Annotated in this window: 13 protein-coding genes and 3 pseudogenes; 9 read left to right on the top strand and 7 right to left on the bottom strand. The window is 74.3% G+C overall.

All coding sequences use genetic code 11. The features are described from left to right. Positions 1 to 75: 75 nt before the first annotated feature. A pseudogene (locus FHX32_RS34765) lies at positions 76 to 411 on the bottom strand (MMPL family transporter); the annotation flags it as partial. Between the two features lie 117 nt (positions 412 to 528). On the opposite strand from FHX32_RS34765, the pseudogene FHX32_RS34760 reads away from it, so the two are divergent. Then, a pseudogene (locus tag FHX32_RS34760) lies at positions 529 to 737 on the top strand (MMPL family transporter); the annotation flags it as partial. A gap of 135 nt (positions 738 to 872) precedes the next feature. On the opposite strand, the pseudogene FHX32_RS00125 reads toward FHX32_RS34760, so the two are convergent. Further along, a pseudogene (locus FHX32_RS00125) lies at positions 873 to 1350 on the bottom strand (transglycosylase SLT domain-containing protein). Between the two features lie 429 nt (positions 1351 to 1779). Then, positions 1780 to 3171 (bottom strand): DedA family protein, encoded by a 1392-nt coding sequence (locus FHX32_RS00120; RefSeq protein ID WP_167178360.1) that lies wholly within the window; start codon positions 3169 to 3171, stop codon positions 1780 to 1782. 137 nt (positions 3172 to 3308) lie between these two features. On the opposite strand from FHX32_RS00120, the gene typA reads away from it, so the two are divergent. Then, complete coding sequence (gene typA / locus FHX32_RS00115) at positions 3309 to 5177, top strand: translational GTPase TypA (RefSeq protein WP_088992874.1); 1869 nt, start codon at positions 3309 to 3311, stop codon at positions 5175 to 5177. Positions 5178 to 5323: 146 nt separating this feature from the next. On the opposite strand, the gene FHX32_RS00110 is transcribed toward typA, so the two are convergent. Beyond that, the gene (locus tag FHX32_RS00110) at positions 5324 to 5830 is read right to left on the bottom strand and encodes a tetratricopeptide repeat protein (RefSeq protein WP_167178358.1); all 507 of its coding nucleotides are present in this window, start codon (positions 5828 to 5830) and stop codon (positions 5324 to 5326) included. Positions 5831 to 5941: 111 nt separating this feature from the next. On the opposite strand from FHX32_RS00110, the gene FHX32_RS00105 reads away from it, so the two are divergent. The 3 genes from FHX32_RS00105 (at position 5942) to FHX32_RS00095 (ending at position 8758) form a co-directional block, all read left to right on the top strand. Beyond that, positions 5942 to 6910 (top strand): winged helix-turn-helix domain-containing protein, encoded by a 969-nt coding sequence (locus tag FHX32_RS00105; protein ID WP_167178356.1) that lies wholly within the window; start codon positions 5942 to 5944, stop codon positions 6908 to 6910. A gap of 109 nt (positions 6911 to 7019) precedes the next feature. Further along, positions 7020 to 7892: a serine hydrolase gene (locus tag FHX32_RS00100; RefSeq protein ID WP_167178354.1), complete on the top strand. Its 873-nt coding sequence runs from the start codon at positions 7020 to 7022 to the stop codon at positions 7890 to 7892. 164 nt (positions 7893 to 8056) lie between these two features. Continuing rightward, on the top strand, positions 8057 to 8758 hold the full coding sequence (locus FHX32_RS00095) for a lysoplasmalogenase (protein ID WP_167178362.1): 702 nt from the start codon (positions 8057 to 8059) through the stop codon (positions 8756 to 8758). On the opposite strand, the gene FHX32_RS00090 is transcribed toward FHX32_RS00095, so the two are convergent. Beyond that, complete coding sequence (locus FHX32_RS00090; RefSeq protein ID WP_167178350.1) at positions 8724 to 9521, bottom strand: tyrosine-protein phosphatase; 798 nt, start codon at positions 9519 to 9521, stop codon at positions 8724 to 8726. The two genes, FHX32_RS00095 and FHX32_RS00090, sit on opposite strands and share 35 nt — an antisense overlap. A gap of 121 nt (positions 9522 to 9642) precedes the next feature. Between FHX32_RS00090 and FHX32_RS00085 the strand changes: the two genes are divergently transcribed. Together FHX32_RS00085 and FHX32_RS00080 are read left to right on the top strand one after the other, a co-directional pair. Next, positions 9643 to 10740 carry a dipeptide epimerase gene (locus tag FHX32_RS00085; protein WP_167178348.1) on the top strand — a complete coding sequence of 366 codons (1098 nt, stop codon included), beginning with the start codon at positions 9643 to 9645 and terminating at the stop codon, positions 10738 to 10740. A 59-nt stretch (positions 10741 to 10799) separates the two neighbouring features. Then, positions 10800 to 11717: an NlpC/P60 family protein gene (locus FHX32_RS00080; RefSeq protein ID WP_167178346.1), complete on the top strand. Its 918-nt coding sequence runs from the start codon at positions 10800 to 10802 to the stop codon at positions 11715 to 11717. Positions 11718 to 11798: 81 nt separating this feature from the next. Here FHX32_RS00080 and FHX32_RS00075 read toward each other — a convergent pair whose 3' ends face one another. Both FHX32_RS00075 and FHX32_RS34335 read right to left on the bottom strand, forming a co-directional pair. Further along, positions 11799 to 12797, bottom strand: a complete 999-nt coding sequence (locus FHX32_RS00075; RefSeq protein WP_167178344.1) for a TerC family protein — start codon at positions 12795 to 12797, stop codon at positions 11799 to 11801. Between the two features lie 488 nt (positions 12798 to 13285). Next, positions 13286 to 13435 carry a hypothetical protein gene (locus FHX32_RS34335; RefSeq protein WP_208417880.1) on the bottom strand — a complete coding sequence of 50 codons (150 nt, stop codon included), beginning with the start codon at positions 13433 to 13435 and terminating at the stop codon, positions 13286 to 13288. A gap of 102 nt (positions 13436 to 13537) precedes the next feature. Here FHX32_RS34335 and FHX32_RS00065 point away from each other — a divergent pair, with 102 nt between their 5' ends. Together FHX32_RS00065 and FHX32_RS00060 are read left to right on the top strand one after the other, a co-directional pair. Continuing rightward, entirely contained in the window at positions 13538 to 13831 is a 294-nt protein-coding gene (locus tag FHX32_RS00065; protein ID WP_167178342.1) for an antibiotic biosynthesis monooxygenase family protein, read from the top strand. 137 nt (positions 13832 to 13968) lie between these two features. Continuing rightward, a complete protein-coding gene (locus tag FHX32_RS00060; RefSeq protein WP_167178341.1) occupies positions 13969 to 14730 on the top strand; it encodes an SDR family oxidoreductase in 762 nt (253 codons plus the stop codon). Position 14731: the final 1 nt, after the last annotated feature.

Genomic DNA, 14731 nt, shown 5'->3' with positions numbered 1-14731 from the left:
CGTCGGCCGCCGGGGCGGCGGGGGCCGGGAGGACCCGACCCCGCCGCGGTCGAGGGCGACGTCGCCGCGCGCCGCTCACCGCCTGGCGGCGGCGACCGGCGTCGGCGTCCGGCTGCTCCGCCGCGGTCCGCTCGATCCGGCCCCGGCCACCAGAACCGGTCGCCGAGGCAGGAACGCGAGCGCCGGCACCAGCACCGTACGGACCAGCAGGGTTGTCGAAGCAGGACGCCGATGCAGACGATGACCCCGATCTGGGTGAGCAGGATCAGCGGCAGTACGCCCAGCACGGCGAAGACCGCGGCGAGCAGCACCCCGGCGCTGGTGATCACCCCGGGTTGACCCGCACGCGGAGCGCGCCGGCGCGGGTGCTCCGGCGGGGCGGGCTCCTCCGCGGGCCCGTGTGACCCGAAATCCCACCCCGAGCGGACCACGAAGGCGAGCACGCCACCTGCTGTCCCAGTGCCGGGGACTAAGGGGGACAGTCAGTGCTGCTGCTCGCTCGTGTTCCTGGGGCGTGGGGTGACACAACTCTTCCTGGTCACCCGCCCGCGAGACGCCCGCCCCGCCGCACCCGCGCCGCAATGCGCTCCGCGCTGCGGGTCACCGGCGGGTGATCACCAGCGCCGGGGGCGCCGCGCGGTCTCGCCGTGCTGGGCGTACTGCGGATCTGCTCACCAGTCGGGGTCATCGTCTGCATCGGCGTCCTGCTCACACCCTGCGTCCGTACGGTGCTGGTGCGGCGCTCGCGTCCTCCGGCGACCGTTCTGCGGCCGGAGCGGCGCGCCGGCGACGTCGCCCTCGACCGCGGCGGGGTCGGTCCTCCCGGCCCCGCCGCCCCGGCGGCCGACGTGGTGCCGGCCCCGCGCTCGGGCTCAGTAGCCGAGGCAGACGCACTCGGTCATCAGCGCCCGCACGTTGCGCACGTAGCCCGGGTTGGGCACGGCCAGCGGCCGGCCCTCCACCGCGACCGCGCCGTGGCCGTAGTTGTAGGCCGCGATGACCGCGTTGAGCATGCAGGAGTCCAGCTCGGCGGTGCACAGGCCGGCGTCGAGGCGGTAGTCCGCCTCGAAGTACATGTCGCCGATGTACTTGGTCAACCAGGCCAGGTAGTTGGCCCCGAGGTAGGCGTTGTCGCGGTAGTCGCGCACGTCGTAGCTCTGCCCGAACCGCTGGTTCATCCAGTCCGCGGGTGGCCGCATCACCTGCATCAGCCCGATGCCGCCGTCACACGCGACGATGTTGGACTGCCAGCCGCTCTCCTGCCACGCCGTGGCCTTGACCAGGTTCAGCGGGATCGTGATGCTCGGCGCGGAGGTCGGCCAGTAGGTTCTTCGCCGCCGCGTCGGTCAGCGCCGCCTTCGCCTGGGCCCGGCTCGCCTGGCTGCCCTGATAGCTGGGCTCGCAGCCGCTCGACGGCGACTTCGGCGGCGCCGGTGCACCTTCGTCTCGGTGGGCGGCTTGGCGACCGGCGGGGGCCGGGGCGCCCGGCTCGGCGTACGGCTCGGGGCGGCGCTCGGCGACGCGGCGCGGGTCGGCGCCGCGCCCAGCGCCTCGACCGCGCTCGGCTTGCGCCGACGGTTCCCCGTCGGGCCCGCCGTCGAGCGGGTCACCCGGCAGCGCGGTGGGCGCGGCCACCGGCGCGGTCAGGTCGCCCGACCCGGCCCGCTGCCCGGCGCAGCCCGCCGACGTGCCGGCCAGCAGCATCCCGACCAGCAGCACCGCGGCGAGCCGGTCCATGCGTCGACGCATCTCGACACCTCCCCCGTGTCGTGGCGCACCCTAGCAGGGCCGGACCGGCCGCCGGGGCCCCGACGACACCTCCGCCGGCTGCCCGGCGCTGCCCACCGCCCGGTCCCGGGTGGCCCAGGCCACCATGAACACGGTCGTCCAGGCGATCCCGAGCAGCACCGAGCCGGCGGTGCCGCTGGCGGTGCTGAACCCCAGGTAGAGGCGGGCGCCGCCGAGCCCCACCACCCCGGCCGCGGCGGCCGTCCAGGCGGCCACCGCCACCGGCCAGCGGGCGTGCCGGGACACCAGCCAGGCGAGGGTGCACAGGCTCGCCGTCACCACCGCGGTCTGCGTCGGGAAGACGACAGCTCCGCCGCCGGGACCGGTCAGGTCGGTCACCACGGCCAGCACCACCAGCGGCATGAACGCCCCGGCCGTGCCGACCACGCTGAGCAGGTCGGCCTGCCAGGGCCGGTGCCGCCAGGCCAGCACCGCGGCCAGTACCGCCACCACCACGATCAGGGCCGAGCCGCGCAGCACCGAGACCACCGCGAGGGTGGCGTCGACCGTGCCGGGGGTACGCCGGTCGGCGAACCAGCCGGCTATCGCCCCGTCGACGACGGCCAGCCCGCTGTGCCGCACCACCGCCCCGAGCAGCCAGGCGATGGCCAGCCCGGCGACGAAGAGCAGCAGCAGCCCGGCGGCCAGATTGATCAGCAGCGTCCAGGCCGGCCCGATCCGCATGGCGAGCAGGAAGAACAGGATGCCGTACCGGGCGCCGAGCCAGCGCACCGGCGGCAGCCCGGCCGCCCGGGACAGCAGCGCCCGGGCCGGGTCCGGGTTGCGGCCCAGCCACCGCCCGGCCAGCACCACCGCGACCAGCGCGGCCAGCAGCACCAGCACCGCGCCGGTGGCCCGGCCGAGCAGCCGGGACACCGTCTCGTACGACTCCCCGGCCAGGTAGCCGACCAGCACCGACCCGCCCACCCAGCTGGCCACCCCGGCCGCGTTCCACGGCGCGAACCGCCGGTACGGCATGCCCGCCGCGCCGGCCAGCCGGGGCACCAGGGTGCGGACGAAGGCCACCCAGCGGGCGGTGAACACCCCCCGCCCGCCGAGACGGCCGAGCATCGTCTCCGCCCGCCGCCACCGGTGCGGGCCGACCCGGGCGCCGAGCCGGCTGGCGCGCAGCCGCGACCCGTACCGCCGGCCGGCGCGGAACGCGAGTGTGTCGCCGATCACGGCGGCGCCCACCATCACCAGCAGCGCCGGGGCGAGCCGTAACGTCCCCGCGTACGCTAGGAAGCCGACCAGCAGCAGGGTCGCCTCGCCCGGCACCAGCAGCCCGAAGATCACGGCGGTCTCCGCCGCGACGATCAGCGCGGCGACCAGGTAGATCAGCAGGGCCGGCAGGCCCTGCAGAGACGTCAGCAGGTCGTGCACTCGGCCCCCATGAACACGAGGGTCAGCATGCCAGCCGTCGCAACGGCTGGGACAGGAGTTTCGCCCCAGACCGGGGGCCATCTGGGGGATGACCCCGACCCGACCCCGGCAACCGCAGACAGGAGAGTATGGAGGGTATGCAGCTTCGCACCGACCTCCGCAACGTCGCCATCATCGCCCACGTCGACCACGGCAAGACGACCCTGGTCGACGCCATGTTGCGGCAGGCCGGCGCGTTCAGCGCCCGGGCCGAGATGGCCGACCGGGTGATGGACTCCATGGACCTGGAACGGGAAAAGGGCATCACCATCCTGGCCAAGAACACCGGCGTGCGCTACCTGCCGGCCGACGGCTCGGACCCGGTCACCATCAACATCATCGACACCCCCGGCCACGCCGACTTCGGCGGCGAGGTGGAGCGCGGCCTGACCATGGTCGACGGCGTGGTGCTGCTGGTCGACGCCAGCGAGGGCCCGCTGCCGCAGACCCGGTTCGTGCTGCGCAAGGCGCTCAAGGCCCGCCTGCCGATCATCCTGGTGATCAACAAGGTGGACCGCCCGGACGCCCGGATCAAGGAGGTCGTGGACGACACCTACGAGCTCTTCCTCGACCTGGACGCCGACGAGGAGCAGATCGACTTCCCGATCGTCTACGCCTGCGCCCGCGACGGCATCGCCTCGCTGACCCAGCCCGCCGACGGCGCGGTGCCCGACGACAGCCACAACCTCGAACCGCTGTTCCGCACCCTGCTGGACACCATCCCGCCGCCCGCGTACGAGCAGGACGCGCCGCTGCAGGCGCACGTCACCAACCTCGACGCCTCCCCGTTCCTCGGCCGGCTCGCGCTGTGCCGGGTGCGCCAGGGCACCATCAGCAAGGGCCAGACCGTGGCCTGGTGCCGCACCGACGGCAGCACCCAGCGGGTGCGCATCTCCGAACTGCTGATGACCGAGGGCCTGGAGCGCAAGCCCGCCGACTCGGCCGGCCCGGGCGACATCATCGCCGTCGCCGGCATCCCCGAGATCATGATCGGCGAGACCCTCGCGGACGCGGAGAACCCGCAGCCGCTGCCGCTGATCACCGTCGACGAGCCGGCCATCTCGATGACCATCGGCACCAACACCTCGCCGCTGGTGGGCCGGGTCAAGGGCGCCAAGGTCACCGCCCGGATGGTCAAGGACCGCCTCGACAAGGAGCTCGTCGGCAACGTGTCGCTGCGGGTGCTGCCCACCGAGCGTCCGGACGCCTGGGAGGTGCAGGGCCGCGGCGAGCTGGCGCTGGCCATCCTGGTCGAGCAGATGCGCCGGGAGTCCTACGAGCTGACCGTCGGCAAGCCGCAGGTGGTTACCAAGGAGATCGACGGCAAGACCTGCGAGCCGGTCGAGCGGCTGACCATCGACGCCCCCGAGGAGTACCTGGGCGCGATCACGCAGCTGCTGGCCAGCCGCAAGGGCCGGATGGAGCAGCTGGTCAACCACGGCACCGGCTGGATCCGGATGGAGTGGCTGGTGCCCGCCCGCGGGCTGATCGGCTTCCGCACCGAGTTCCTCACCGAGACCCGCGGCACCGGCATCCTGCACCACGTCTTCGAGTCCTACGAGCCGTGGTTCGGCGAGCTGCGGACCCGCAACAACGGCTCGCTGGTAGCCGACCGATCCGGCGCGGTCACCGCCTTCGCGATGACCAACCTGCAGGAACGCGGCCAGCTCTTCGTCGAGCCGGGCACCGAGGTGTACGAGGGCATGATCGTCGGAGAGAACTCCCGCTCCGACGACATGGACGTCAACATCACCAAGGAGAAGAAGCTCACGAACATGCGCTCGTCGACCGCCGACGAGACCGAGAAGCTGATCCCGCCGCGCAAGCTGTCGCTGGAGCAGGCCCTCGAGTTCTGCCGCGAGGACGAGTGCGTCGAGGTGACCCCGGCCGCGGTCCGCATCCGCAAGGTGGTGCTCGACCAGACCGCCCGCGCCCGGGCCGCCGCCCGCCGCAAGCACGCCGGCTGACCAGCCGCCGCACCGCCCGGCCGGGGCCGGTCCGCCACTCGCGGACCGGCCCCGGCCTCGTCGGCGCCCCTCGACCGGCCCCGGCGGGACGGCAGTACCACGGCCGGGCCGGCCGGCCCGGGGCGCGGGACCGAGCCGGTGGCCGGTCAGCTGGGCTCGACCAGGAGCCGGGCGTAGTTGGCCATCGACCGCTGGTAGCGCGGCAGGTGCCGGGCGAGCGCCCCGACCGCGATCGACACCGCCTCCCGCTCCCGGCCGACGCTGGTCAACGCCAGCGCGAGCGTCGCGCTGACCGCGTCGTCGAGCTCGTCGGAGCCGCGCTCGCGCTCCTCGGTCAGCAGCCGGACGCTCTCCTCGGCCTGCCCGACGTTCCGCAGCGAGCTGGCCATCTGGATCACCGAGCGGCGCCGGCGGATGCCGTCGATGCCCCGCTCCAGCGCCGCACGGTAGAGCGGGACCGCCTTGTCCGAGTGACCGGTCGAGTCCCAGGCGCAGGCCCGCTCGAACGCGGCCACCGGATGATCCGGGCCCAACTCGTCGGCGAGGGCCCCGACCCGCCCGCGGAACTCCTTCGCGTCCCAGTCGTCCGGTGCCGCGTTGAAGGCCGCCCACAGCTCCGCGCTGCGCTGCTCCCAGTCGGCGCTCGGGTTCATCGTCGTTCTCCTCGTGCTCGTCGGTCCAGGCGGAAGGCACTCTGCGAGCGCTGGTACCGTCGCCGCCAGTGATTCGGCGACCGCCGAATCTTCCGGTGGAGGGTGGGGCGGATGGCGGTGACCCTGCGGTTCAGCCCAGCCGATCTGCTGCGCTGCCGCTTCGCCATCTCACCCATCCTCGAAACGCTGTCCGCGGTGCGCCTGCTCTCCCCCCGCGAGGGCGCCGGCCCGCACCGCCGGTGGCTCGGCACCGTCGACACGGACGAACTCGACCTGCGACCGATCACCCTGCTCCAGCCGCGGCGCGGCTACACCCCCGACTTCCTCTCGCCGCCACCGATCAGCCCGCACGCCCGGTTCGCCGACGAACTCGCCGCCGTGGCCGCCACCGACCACGCCCGGGTACGCGCCGAGGTACGACGATCACTGGCGGACACCCCCGGGGCGGCCGAGTCGGCGACCGGCCGGCTGCTGCTGGGCGACCCGGCCGTGGTGCTCCGGAGACTGGTCTCCCTCGTCCGGCGGGCCTGGGAGGTGCTGGTCGAACCGAGCTGGCCGACCGTACGCGGGCTGCTCGACGCCGACGTCGGCTTCCAGACCCGACGCCTCGCCGAGGGCGGCCTGGACCGGCTCTTCGCCGAGCTGCATCCCCGACTGCGCTGGCACAACGGCTTGCTGACCCGCGAGTACGGCGACGACGAGCACCGCGAGCTGCGCGGCGAGGGGCTCGTGCTGGTGCCCAGCGCCTTCAAGTGGGATCAGGTCGTCGTCATCGTGGACCCGCCGTGGCAGCCCACGGTGATCTATCCGGCGCGTGGGCTCGGCACGCTCTGGCAGCCCCAGCCCACCGGCCGGCACGCGGCGCTGGGTCGGCTGATCGGGCGGACCCGGGCGGCGCTGCTGGTCAGCCTCGACGAGCCGGCCAGCACGACGACGCTGGCCCACCGCCACGCGCTGGCCGCCGGCACGGTCTCGGAGCACCTGTCGGTGCTACGCGACGCCGGGTTCGTCACCGGGGAACGACACCGGCACGAGATCCGCTACCGACGTACGCCGCTCGGCGACGCCGCGCTGCGCTGAGGCGCAACCGCGGGTCGCGCGACCACCCGGCGACCGCCCGGCCGCCTCCACCGCGGTGACGGGCCGTCCGCCGCCGGCACCGCCCGGATGATCGGCTACGGTCACCGGCATGACCTGGGATGACCTCGACGCCCGGCTGGACCGCGTGCCCGGCACCGTCTCGGCGTACGCCGGCCGGCTCGCCGCGACGCCGACCTGGACCCGGCTGCCCGACGCCACCCACTACGCGGCCAGCACCATGAAGGTCGGCGTGCTCGCCGCCCTGCACCGGGCCGCCGAGGCCGGCACCCTCGACCTGGACGCCCCGGTCCCGGTGCGCAACTCGTTCGACTCGGCGCTGCCGGGCGCCCCCCGCTTCGCCTGCGCCCGCCACTACGACAACGACGACGCCGTCTGGGAGCGGGTCGGCGGCACCGCCACCCTGCGCTGGCTCGCCCACCGGATGATCGTGCGCTCCAGCAACCTCGCCACCAACCTGGTCATCGGCCACGTCGGCCTGCCCGCCGTCGCCGAGGTCTGGACGCTGGCCGGGGCCCGGCACGCCGTCACCGGCCGCGGCATCGAGGACTTCGCCGCCCGCGACGCCGGCATCACCAACCTGGTCACCGCCGCCGACCTGGCCGCGCTGCTCGCCGCGCTGGCCACCGGCGCCACCCGGCCCGGCCCGCTGGCCTCCCCCGCCGGCTGCGCCGCCATGCTCGACGTGCTCTTCGCCCAGGAACACCGCGAGGACCTCGCCGCCGGGCTGCCCCCGGGCACCCGCATCGCGCACAAGAACGGCTGGGTCCGCGGGGTGCGCCACGGCGCGGGCGTGGTCTTCCCCGCCGACGCGCCCCCGTACGCGGTGGTCGTCTGCACCACCACCGACCTCGCCGACGGTGGCCCCACCGGCGACGAGGCCGAGGACGACGCCTGCCAGCTGATCGCCGACATCTCCGCCGCCGTCTGGGCCGCCCGCCACGACCTGTGCAGCGACGGATAGCCGCCGGTCCGCCGCCCGGGCGGATCCGCCGACGGCGGACGACCCGGTGCGGCAGACCGCAGCCGCCGTCCGGCACGGACAGCCACCGGGCGACCGCGCACCGGCCGATGGCCTCCGGCCGCCGCACCGCCTACGCTGCTGGCCACCACCCCGGAGGAGCGCCGATGCCCAGCAGCCGCACCATCCTCACCGCCTTCGTCGTGGCGACGGCGGCGAACCTGCTCGCCAACGCCACCGGCAGCGACCTCGGCGTACTGCTCAGCAAGCCGCTGCTGATGCCGCTGCTGGCCGCGTACCTCTGGCGGGCCGCCGCCGACCGCGGCGTGCCGGCGACCCGGCTGGTCCTCGCCGCGCTGGCCTTCTCCACCGGCGGCGACGTCGCGCTGCTCGGCGACGGCACCGCCGCCTTCCTCACCGGCATGGCGCTCTTCCTCGCCGCGCACCTCTGCTACATCGCGGCCTTCACCCGCGCCGGCGCGGCGGTCGCGCTGCGCCGCCCGCCGCTGGTCGCCGTCGGCGTGGCCTACGCGGTGCTGACCGTCGCCGCGCTGGCCTGGATGTGGGGCGGACTCACCGACGCCGGGCTGGCCGTGCCGGTGGCCGGCTACGCGGTCGCCCTGGCCACCATGGCCGCCACCGCCGCGGCACACGGCTGGCGGGTCGGCCTCGGCGGCGCCCTCTTCCTCGGCTCCGACCTGCTCATCGCCACCGGCGTGGCCGAGGTGGCCACCCTGCCCGGTCCGCCGATCTGGGTGATGGCGACCTACGCCGCCGGGCAGGCCCTGATCGTCACCGGCTGGGCCACCCGCGGCATCCCGGACCCGGCGCCGGTCACTCCAGCAGGTGCGCCCGCAGCGACCCGATGAGCTCGTCGGTCAGCCCGAGCCCGTCACGCAGGTACGCCCCGAACGAGCCGTGCACCCGGCGCACCTCCCCGTACGCCGCGTCCAGGTACTCGGGGCGCACCTCCAGCACCGGCCGCACCGCCGCCTCGTCCAGCGCCGGCTGCCGCTGCCGCATCGCCTCCAGGATCACCTCCCGCAGACTCGCGGTCAGCGGGTTGTTCGCCAGGTACTCGGCCCGGATCACCGCCTCGTCCACGCCGAGCGCGTGCAGCAGCACCACCGTCAGCCAACCGGTGCGGTCCTTCCCGGCCGAGCAGTGGTAGAGCAACGGCAGGTTCTCCGGCCGAGCCGCCGCCCGCACCGCCTCGGCGAACCTGGCCCGGGCCACCGCCCCGCTGACGAACCAGCGGTAGATGGCCGCCATCGCCGCCGGCGTGCCCTGCCGGGCCAGTTCCGCGTACGCGGCCAGGTCGTGGCCGAGCAGCACCGCCGAGACGTACGTGAAGACCGGGTGCTCCGCGTCGTGCACCGGCAGGTGCAGCACCCGCGGCTCACCGGGCAGCCGGTCCGGCGGGGCGACCGCCTGCTCAGAGTGGTCCCGCAGGTCGATAACGCAGGCCGGGCCGAGCTTGGCCAGCACCGGCAGGTCATCGTCGGTGAGCCGGCCCAGCGCCGGGGTACGGATCAGCACCCCGGGCCGCACCCGCCGACCGCCCGCGCCGACCATGCCACCGAGGTCACGCGCGTTCGGCGCGCCCACCAGTGCCCAGTCCCGTTCCCTCATGCCGCCGCTCCGTTCCGCTCGGCGCCGGCGCGCGCCGTCGCCGCACCCGCACGATCCGCTCGGTGACCCTCGCCCATCCGGCCTCCCCTGTCGCCACCCGTCCGGATATAGGGTGCCGCACATGACCATCGCCGCGGTACGCACCCACCGGCTCAGCGCCCCCTTACACACCCCGTTCGTCACCGCGCTGCGCCGCACCACCACCGTGGAGACCCTGGTCGTCGAGCTGGTCGACGGCGACGGCCGGTCCGGGTTCGGCGAGGCGCCGCAGGTCTGGCAGGTCACCGGCGCCTCGGTAGCCGGCGCCGAGGCCTGCGTACGGGACCTGCTCGGGCCGATGCTCACCGGCCGCGACCCGGACGACCTGGTGGCCCGCTGTGCCGAGGTGCAACGGGCGGTGGCCGGCAACGAGGCCGCCAAGGCCGCCGTCGACGTGGCCCTGCACGACCTGGCCGCCCGGCGGCTCGGCGTACCGCTGGTGCGGCTGCTCGGCGGCACCACCCTGCGGGTGCCCACGGACGTCACGCTCGCCGCCGGCGACGCCGTGGACCTGGCGGCCGCGGCCCGGCAGCGCAGGGCCGAGGGGTTCGGGGTGCTCAAGCTGAAGGTCGGCACCGACGCCGCCGGCGACCTGGAGCGGGTCCGGGCGGTACGGGCCGCCGTCGGCAACGGCGTGCGCATCCGGCTGGACGCCAACCAGGGCTGGACGCCCCGCGAGGCGGTCCGGGTGATCCGCGGCATCGAGGACGCCGGCCTCGACGTGGAACTGGTCGAGCAGCCGGTGCCCCGGTGGGACCTGGACGGGCTGGCCTGGGTCAGCGACCGGGTGCAGGTGCCGATCCTCGCCGACGAGGCGGTCTTCGGCGTCCGCGACCTGGTCGAGGTGATCCGCCGCCGGGCGGCCGACATGGTCAACGTCAAGCTCGCCAAGTGCGGCGGCCTGCACCCGGCCCGGACCCTGCTCGACCTGGCCGCCGCGCACGACCTCGGCACGATCGTCGGGTCCATGATGGAGAGCCAGGTCGGCATCGGGGCCGCGGCGAGCCTGGTCGCCGCCTACCGCACCACCGCCGTCTCCGACCTGGACGCCGCCTGGTGGCTGGCCTGGTCACCGGTGCGCGACGGGATCCGGTACGACGGCGCCACCGTGGTGCTGCCGGACGCGCCGGGTCTCGGAATCAGCACCGTCACTGAAGCAAAAGTGCAACCCCGTAGTTGATGACCGTTGGAATCTTTCATAGGGTCGCGGTGACAGGCGGCGCGAGGTGGGGGTGGACCGTGGAGCTGCAACCGGGCCGCGAGGCCGTGGTCCGGGTCGCGGTCGCGACCCTGTGGACCTCCCCCGAGGCGGTACGCCCCGTCGACCGGCCCGCCCTCGCCGCGCGCACCGACATCCCGGCCTGGATCTCCGGCATGAACACCGACCAGCAGGTCGGCGACTGCGTGCTGAGCCAGCTGCTGCTCGGCGAGCGGGTGCTGGTCACCGAACTGCGCCCGGACGGCTGGGCGCACGTGGTCGCGGTGCAGCAACCGGCGGCCAAGCTCGACCCGCGCGGCTACCCCGGCTGGCTGCCGGCCGACCAGCTCGCCCCGGCCGACACGCCGGCCGACGCCGACCCGCTGGTGGTCGACGCCACGGTCACCGCGCTGCGCGCCACGCCGGGCGGCGAGGTGGTCCTCCCCGACGTCATCCTCGGCACCCGGCTGACGCCGGCCGGGCCGCCCGTCGACGGGTGGCGCCCGGTGCACGCCCCCGGGCACGCCCGCCCGCTCTGGCTGCCGGCCGCGCACGCGGTCCCGGTGCCCACCACGCCGCCGACCGCCGGCGACGTGCTCGCCGTCGCCGCCCGGCTGCTCGACGTCGTCTACATCTGGGGCGGGGTGTCGGCGTACGGCATCGACTGCTCCGGCCTGGTGCACCTGGCCTGGCGGCGGTTCGGCGTGGTGCTGCCCCGCGACGCCGACGACCAGGCCGAGGCGACCACCCCGGTCCCGCTCGGCGCGGAACGCCCCGGCGACCTCTACTTCTTCGCCCGCCCCGGCCGCAAGATCCACCACATCGGCATCGTCACCGCCACGCCGCGTCCCGGTGACGACCGCCGCATGCTGCACGCCTGCTACCTGCGCCGGCGGGTGCTGGAGGAGCAGTTGCCGGCGGACCGCACCGCCACCCTGGTCGGCGCGCACCGGGTCTGACCCACCCCGTACGCCCCGAGGGGCGCTCCCGGGTGGGAGCGCCCCTCGGCCACGTCTCGACCGCGCCTCAGCGACGCGCGGTCAGCGGCGCGCCTCGGCCAACACCCGCCGCCGGTCCCGGGACGACTTCACCAGGCTGGCGATCGTCGCCACCAGCAGGGTGCCGAGGATGACCGTGAGGGAGAGCCAGATCGGGATGTGCGGGGCCCAGGCCACGTGCTCGCCGTTGTTGATGAACGGCAGGTTGTTGTCGGCCAGCGCCTCCAGCACGAGCTTGACGCCGATGAAGCCGAGCACCACGGCCAGCCCGTAGCTGAGGTAGATCAGCCGGTCCAGCAGGCCACCCAGCAGGAAGTAGAGCTGCCGCAGCCCCATCAGCGCGAACACGTTGGCGGTGAAGACCAGGTACGGCTCCTGGGTGATGCCGAAGATGGCCGGGATCGAGTCGAGCGCGAAGATCAGGTCGGTGGTGCCGATTGCGATCATGACGATCAGCATCGGGGTGAACAACCGGCGGCCGTTCTCGCGGGTGGTGAGCTTCGCTTCGTCGTACTCCCTGGAGATCGGCAACGCCTTGCGGCTCCAGCGGATCAGCACGTTCTCGGTGAACTCGTCCTCGTCCGGCTCACCCTGGCGGGCCAGGTTGACAGCGGTGTAGATGAGGAACGCGCCGAAGATGTAGAAGACCCAGGAGAACTGGGAGATCAGCGCCGCGCCGGCGGCGATGAACCCACCGCGCATGACCAGCGCCAGGACGATGCCGATGAGCAGCACCTTCTGCTGGTACTGCCGGGGCACCGCGAAGCGGGCCATGATGATCACGAAGACGAAGAGGTTGTCCACCGAGAGGCTGTACTCGGTGAGCCAGCCGGTGTAGAACTGGCCGGCCGCGCTCGGGCCGGAGGCGAGCCACACCCCGGCGCCGAAGACCAGGGCCAGGGCGACGTAGAAGCCCACCCACAGGCTGGACTCGCGCACGCTCGGCTCGTGCGGCCGCCGGCCGATGATCAGCAGGTCGACGAGCAGGATCGCGGTCAGTGCGACGAGGGTTCCCGCCCACACCAGTCCGGACACGTCCAACGTTCATTCCTCCGGCAGACACGCAACGTCCGGCACACCGTACGCCCCACAGGGGCGCGGCGTGCCGGTGACGCTGACTCTGGTGACTGTCGGAGGTCTCTTCCGTCACCGTCCCGGGAGCGGGGCGGTGACCGACGGGGCCGGGTCGCGCCACCGGGGGGCCGGCGCTCGACCGTGCTGACGACTCCGTCGCGGGGGAATACTCCCCTCCTCACGCACCATTCTTCACCACTGCGACCAGTGACCGCACCCTGGGCGCTCGGTGTCCTCCCCCACCCCCGGCCCCGCCAACCCTACGAATCGCCGCGGATCCGGTCGTAGCGCCGCGACGACCACGGCGATCGGCCCGGGGTCTGAGGCGCGCCTGCCGCTGCGGCCGTGGCTGATGTCGTTTGTCGCCGGCGCCCGGTGAGATCCGTCAGCCACCGGACGGGGCGTCGGCCTGCGGCCGGGCGTCGGAGCGCACACCCGAAAGGCATCCTAGGAGGCTAGGTGCTCTGGGAGAGGCGGTGCGACCAGCGGGTCGGCCAGCGACCCAGTCGGACGGTGAGCGCGCCAGTGGCGAAACCCAGCAGACCGGCCCGGGTGGTGCCGGTGCCCGCCACGCTGAACGCCGTGCCGGCGAGCCGGTCGATCATGCCGCTCCACCTTCCGCGCGCCCGCCCTGGGCGCGCCCGACACCCCGGAAAACGGACCCCCGCGACGCTGTCCCGCCCCGGCACCGTGAAAGGCTTCCCGGCATGGTGCTTGAGGTCGCGCTCATCGACGTACTACCGGGACACGAGGACGAGTTCGCCGCCGCGTACGCCAAGGGGCACCCGGTGCTCGCCGGCACCCCCGGCTGCCGGTCGGTGCGGATGACCCGGGGCGTCGAGTCGCCGTCCCGGTTCGTGCTGCTGGTCGAGTGGGACTCCGTCGAGGCGCACAACGAGAACTTCCGGGGCAGTGACCGGTTCGCCCGGTGGCGGGAGCTGATCGGCCCGTACTTCGCCAACCCGCCGCTGGTCGAGCACTTCGTGGACGTGCCGGCCTGAGGCTGTCGTACCCCTGTCCTATCGTCCGCCTGCACGCGCGGGTCGCCGGTCCCGACGGGCTCGGGGGCGCCGGGCCCGGTGACTCGCGCGGCGATATCGGTTGATCTTCGACCACCGGTGCCGGTTGACTGGCGGCCATGACGCAGCGGGTGGCTCTGGTGACCGGCGTGAGCCGGCGGATCGGCATCGGCGCGGCGGTCGCCCGCACACTCGCCACGGACGGTTGGCGGCTGCTGCTCACCGGCCTGCCGGAGTTCGACGAGGCGCAGCCCTACGGTGGCGACCCCGACGGCGTGCCGGCCCTGCTGGGCGAGTTGGGTGACGTGGCGGCCTACCAGCGGGCGGACCTGCTCGACCCGGCGGTGCCGGCCGCGCTGGTCGGCGAGGCGGTACGCCGGCACGGCCGGCTCGACGCGGTGGTGGCGGTGCACGCGTACTCCACGCACACCCCGCTCGGAGCGCTGGACGCCACCGAGATCGACCGGCACCTGCTGGTCAACGTTCGGGCCACGCTGCTGCTGGCCGAGGCGTTCGCGGCGGCGTTCAGCGCCGGGTCGGGCGGCCGGCTGGTGCTCTTCTCCAGCGGGCAGCGCCTCGGCCCGATGCCCGGCGAGCTGGCGTACGCGGCCAGCAAGGCGGCGGTGGAGAACCTGACCGTTCAGCTCGCCCCGCTGCTGATGCCCGCCGGCATCACTGTCAACTGCGTCAATCCCGGGCCCACCGACACCGGCTACGCCCCGCCGGAGGTCCACGAGGCGGTGGCGCGGCTCTTCCCCGGCGGGCGCTGGGGCACCCCGCGGGACGCCGCCCGGCTGGTGCGGTTCCTCTGCTCCCCGGATGCCGAATGGATCACCGGCCAGGTGATCGACTCCGAGGGCGGCTTCCGCCGCCACGCGTGAC

Source organism: Micromonospora sp. CNZ280 (assembly GCF_011759515.1).
This window is presented reverse-complemented; position numbering and strand designations above follow the sequence as displayed.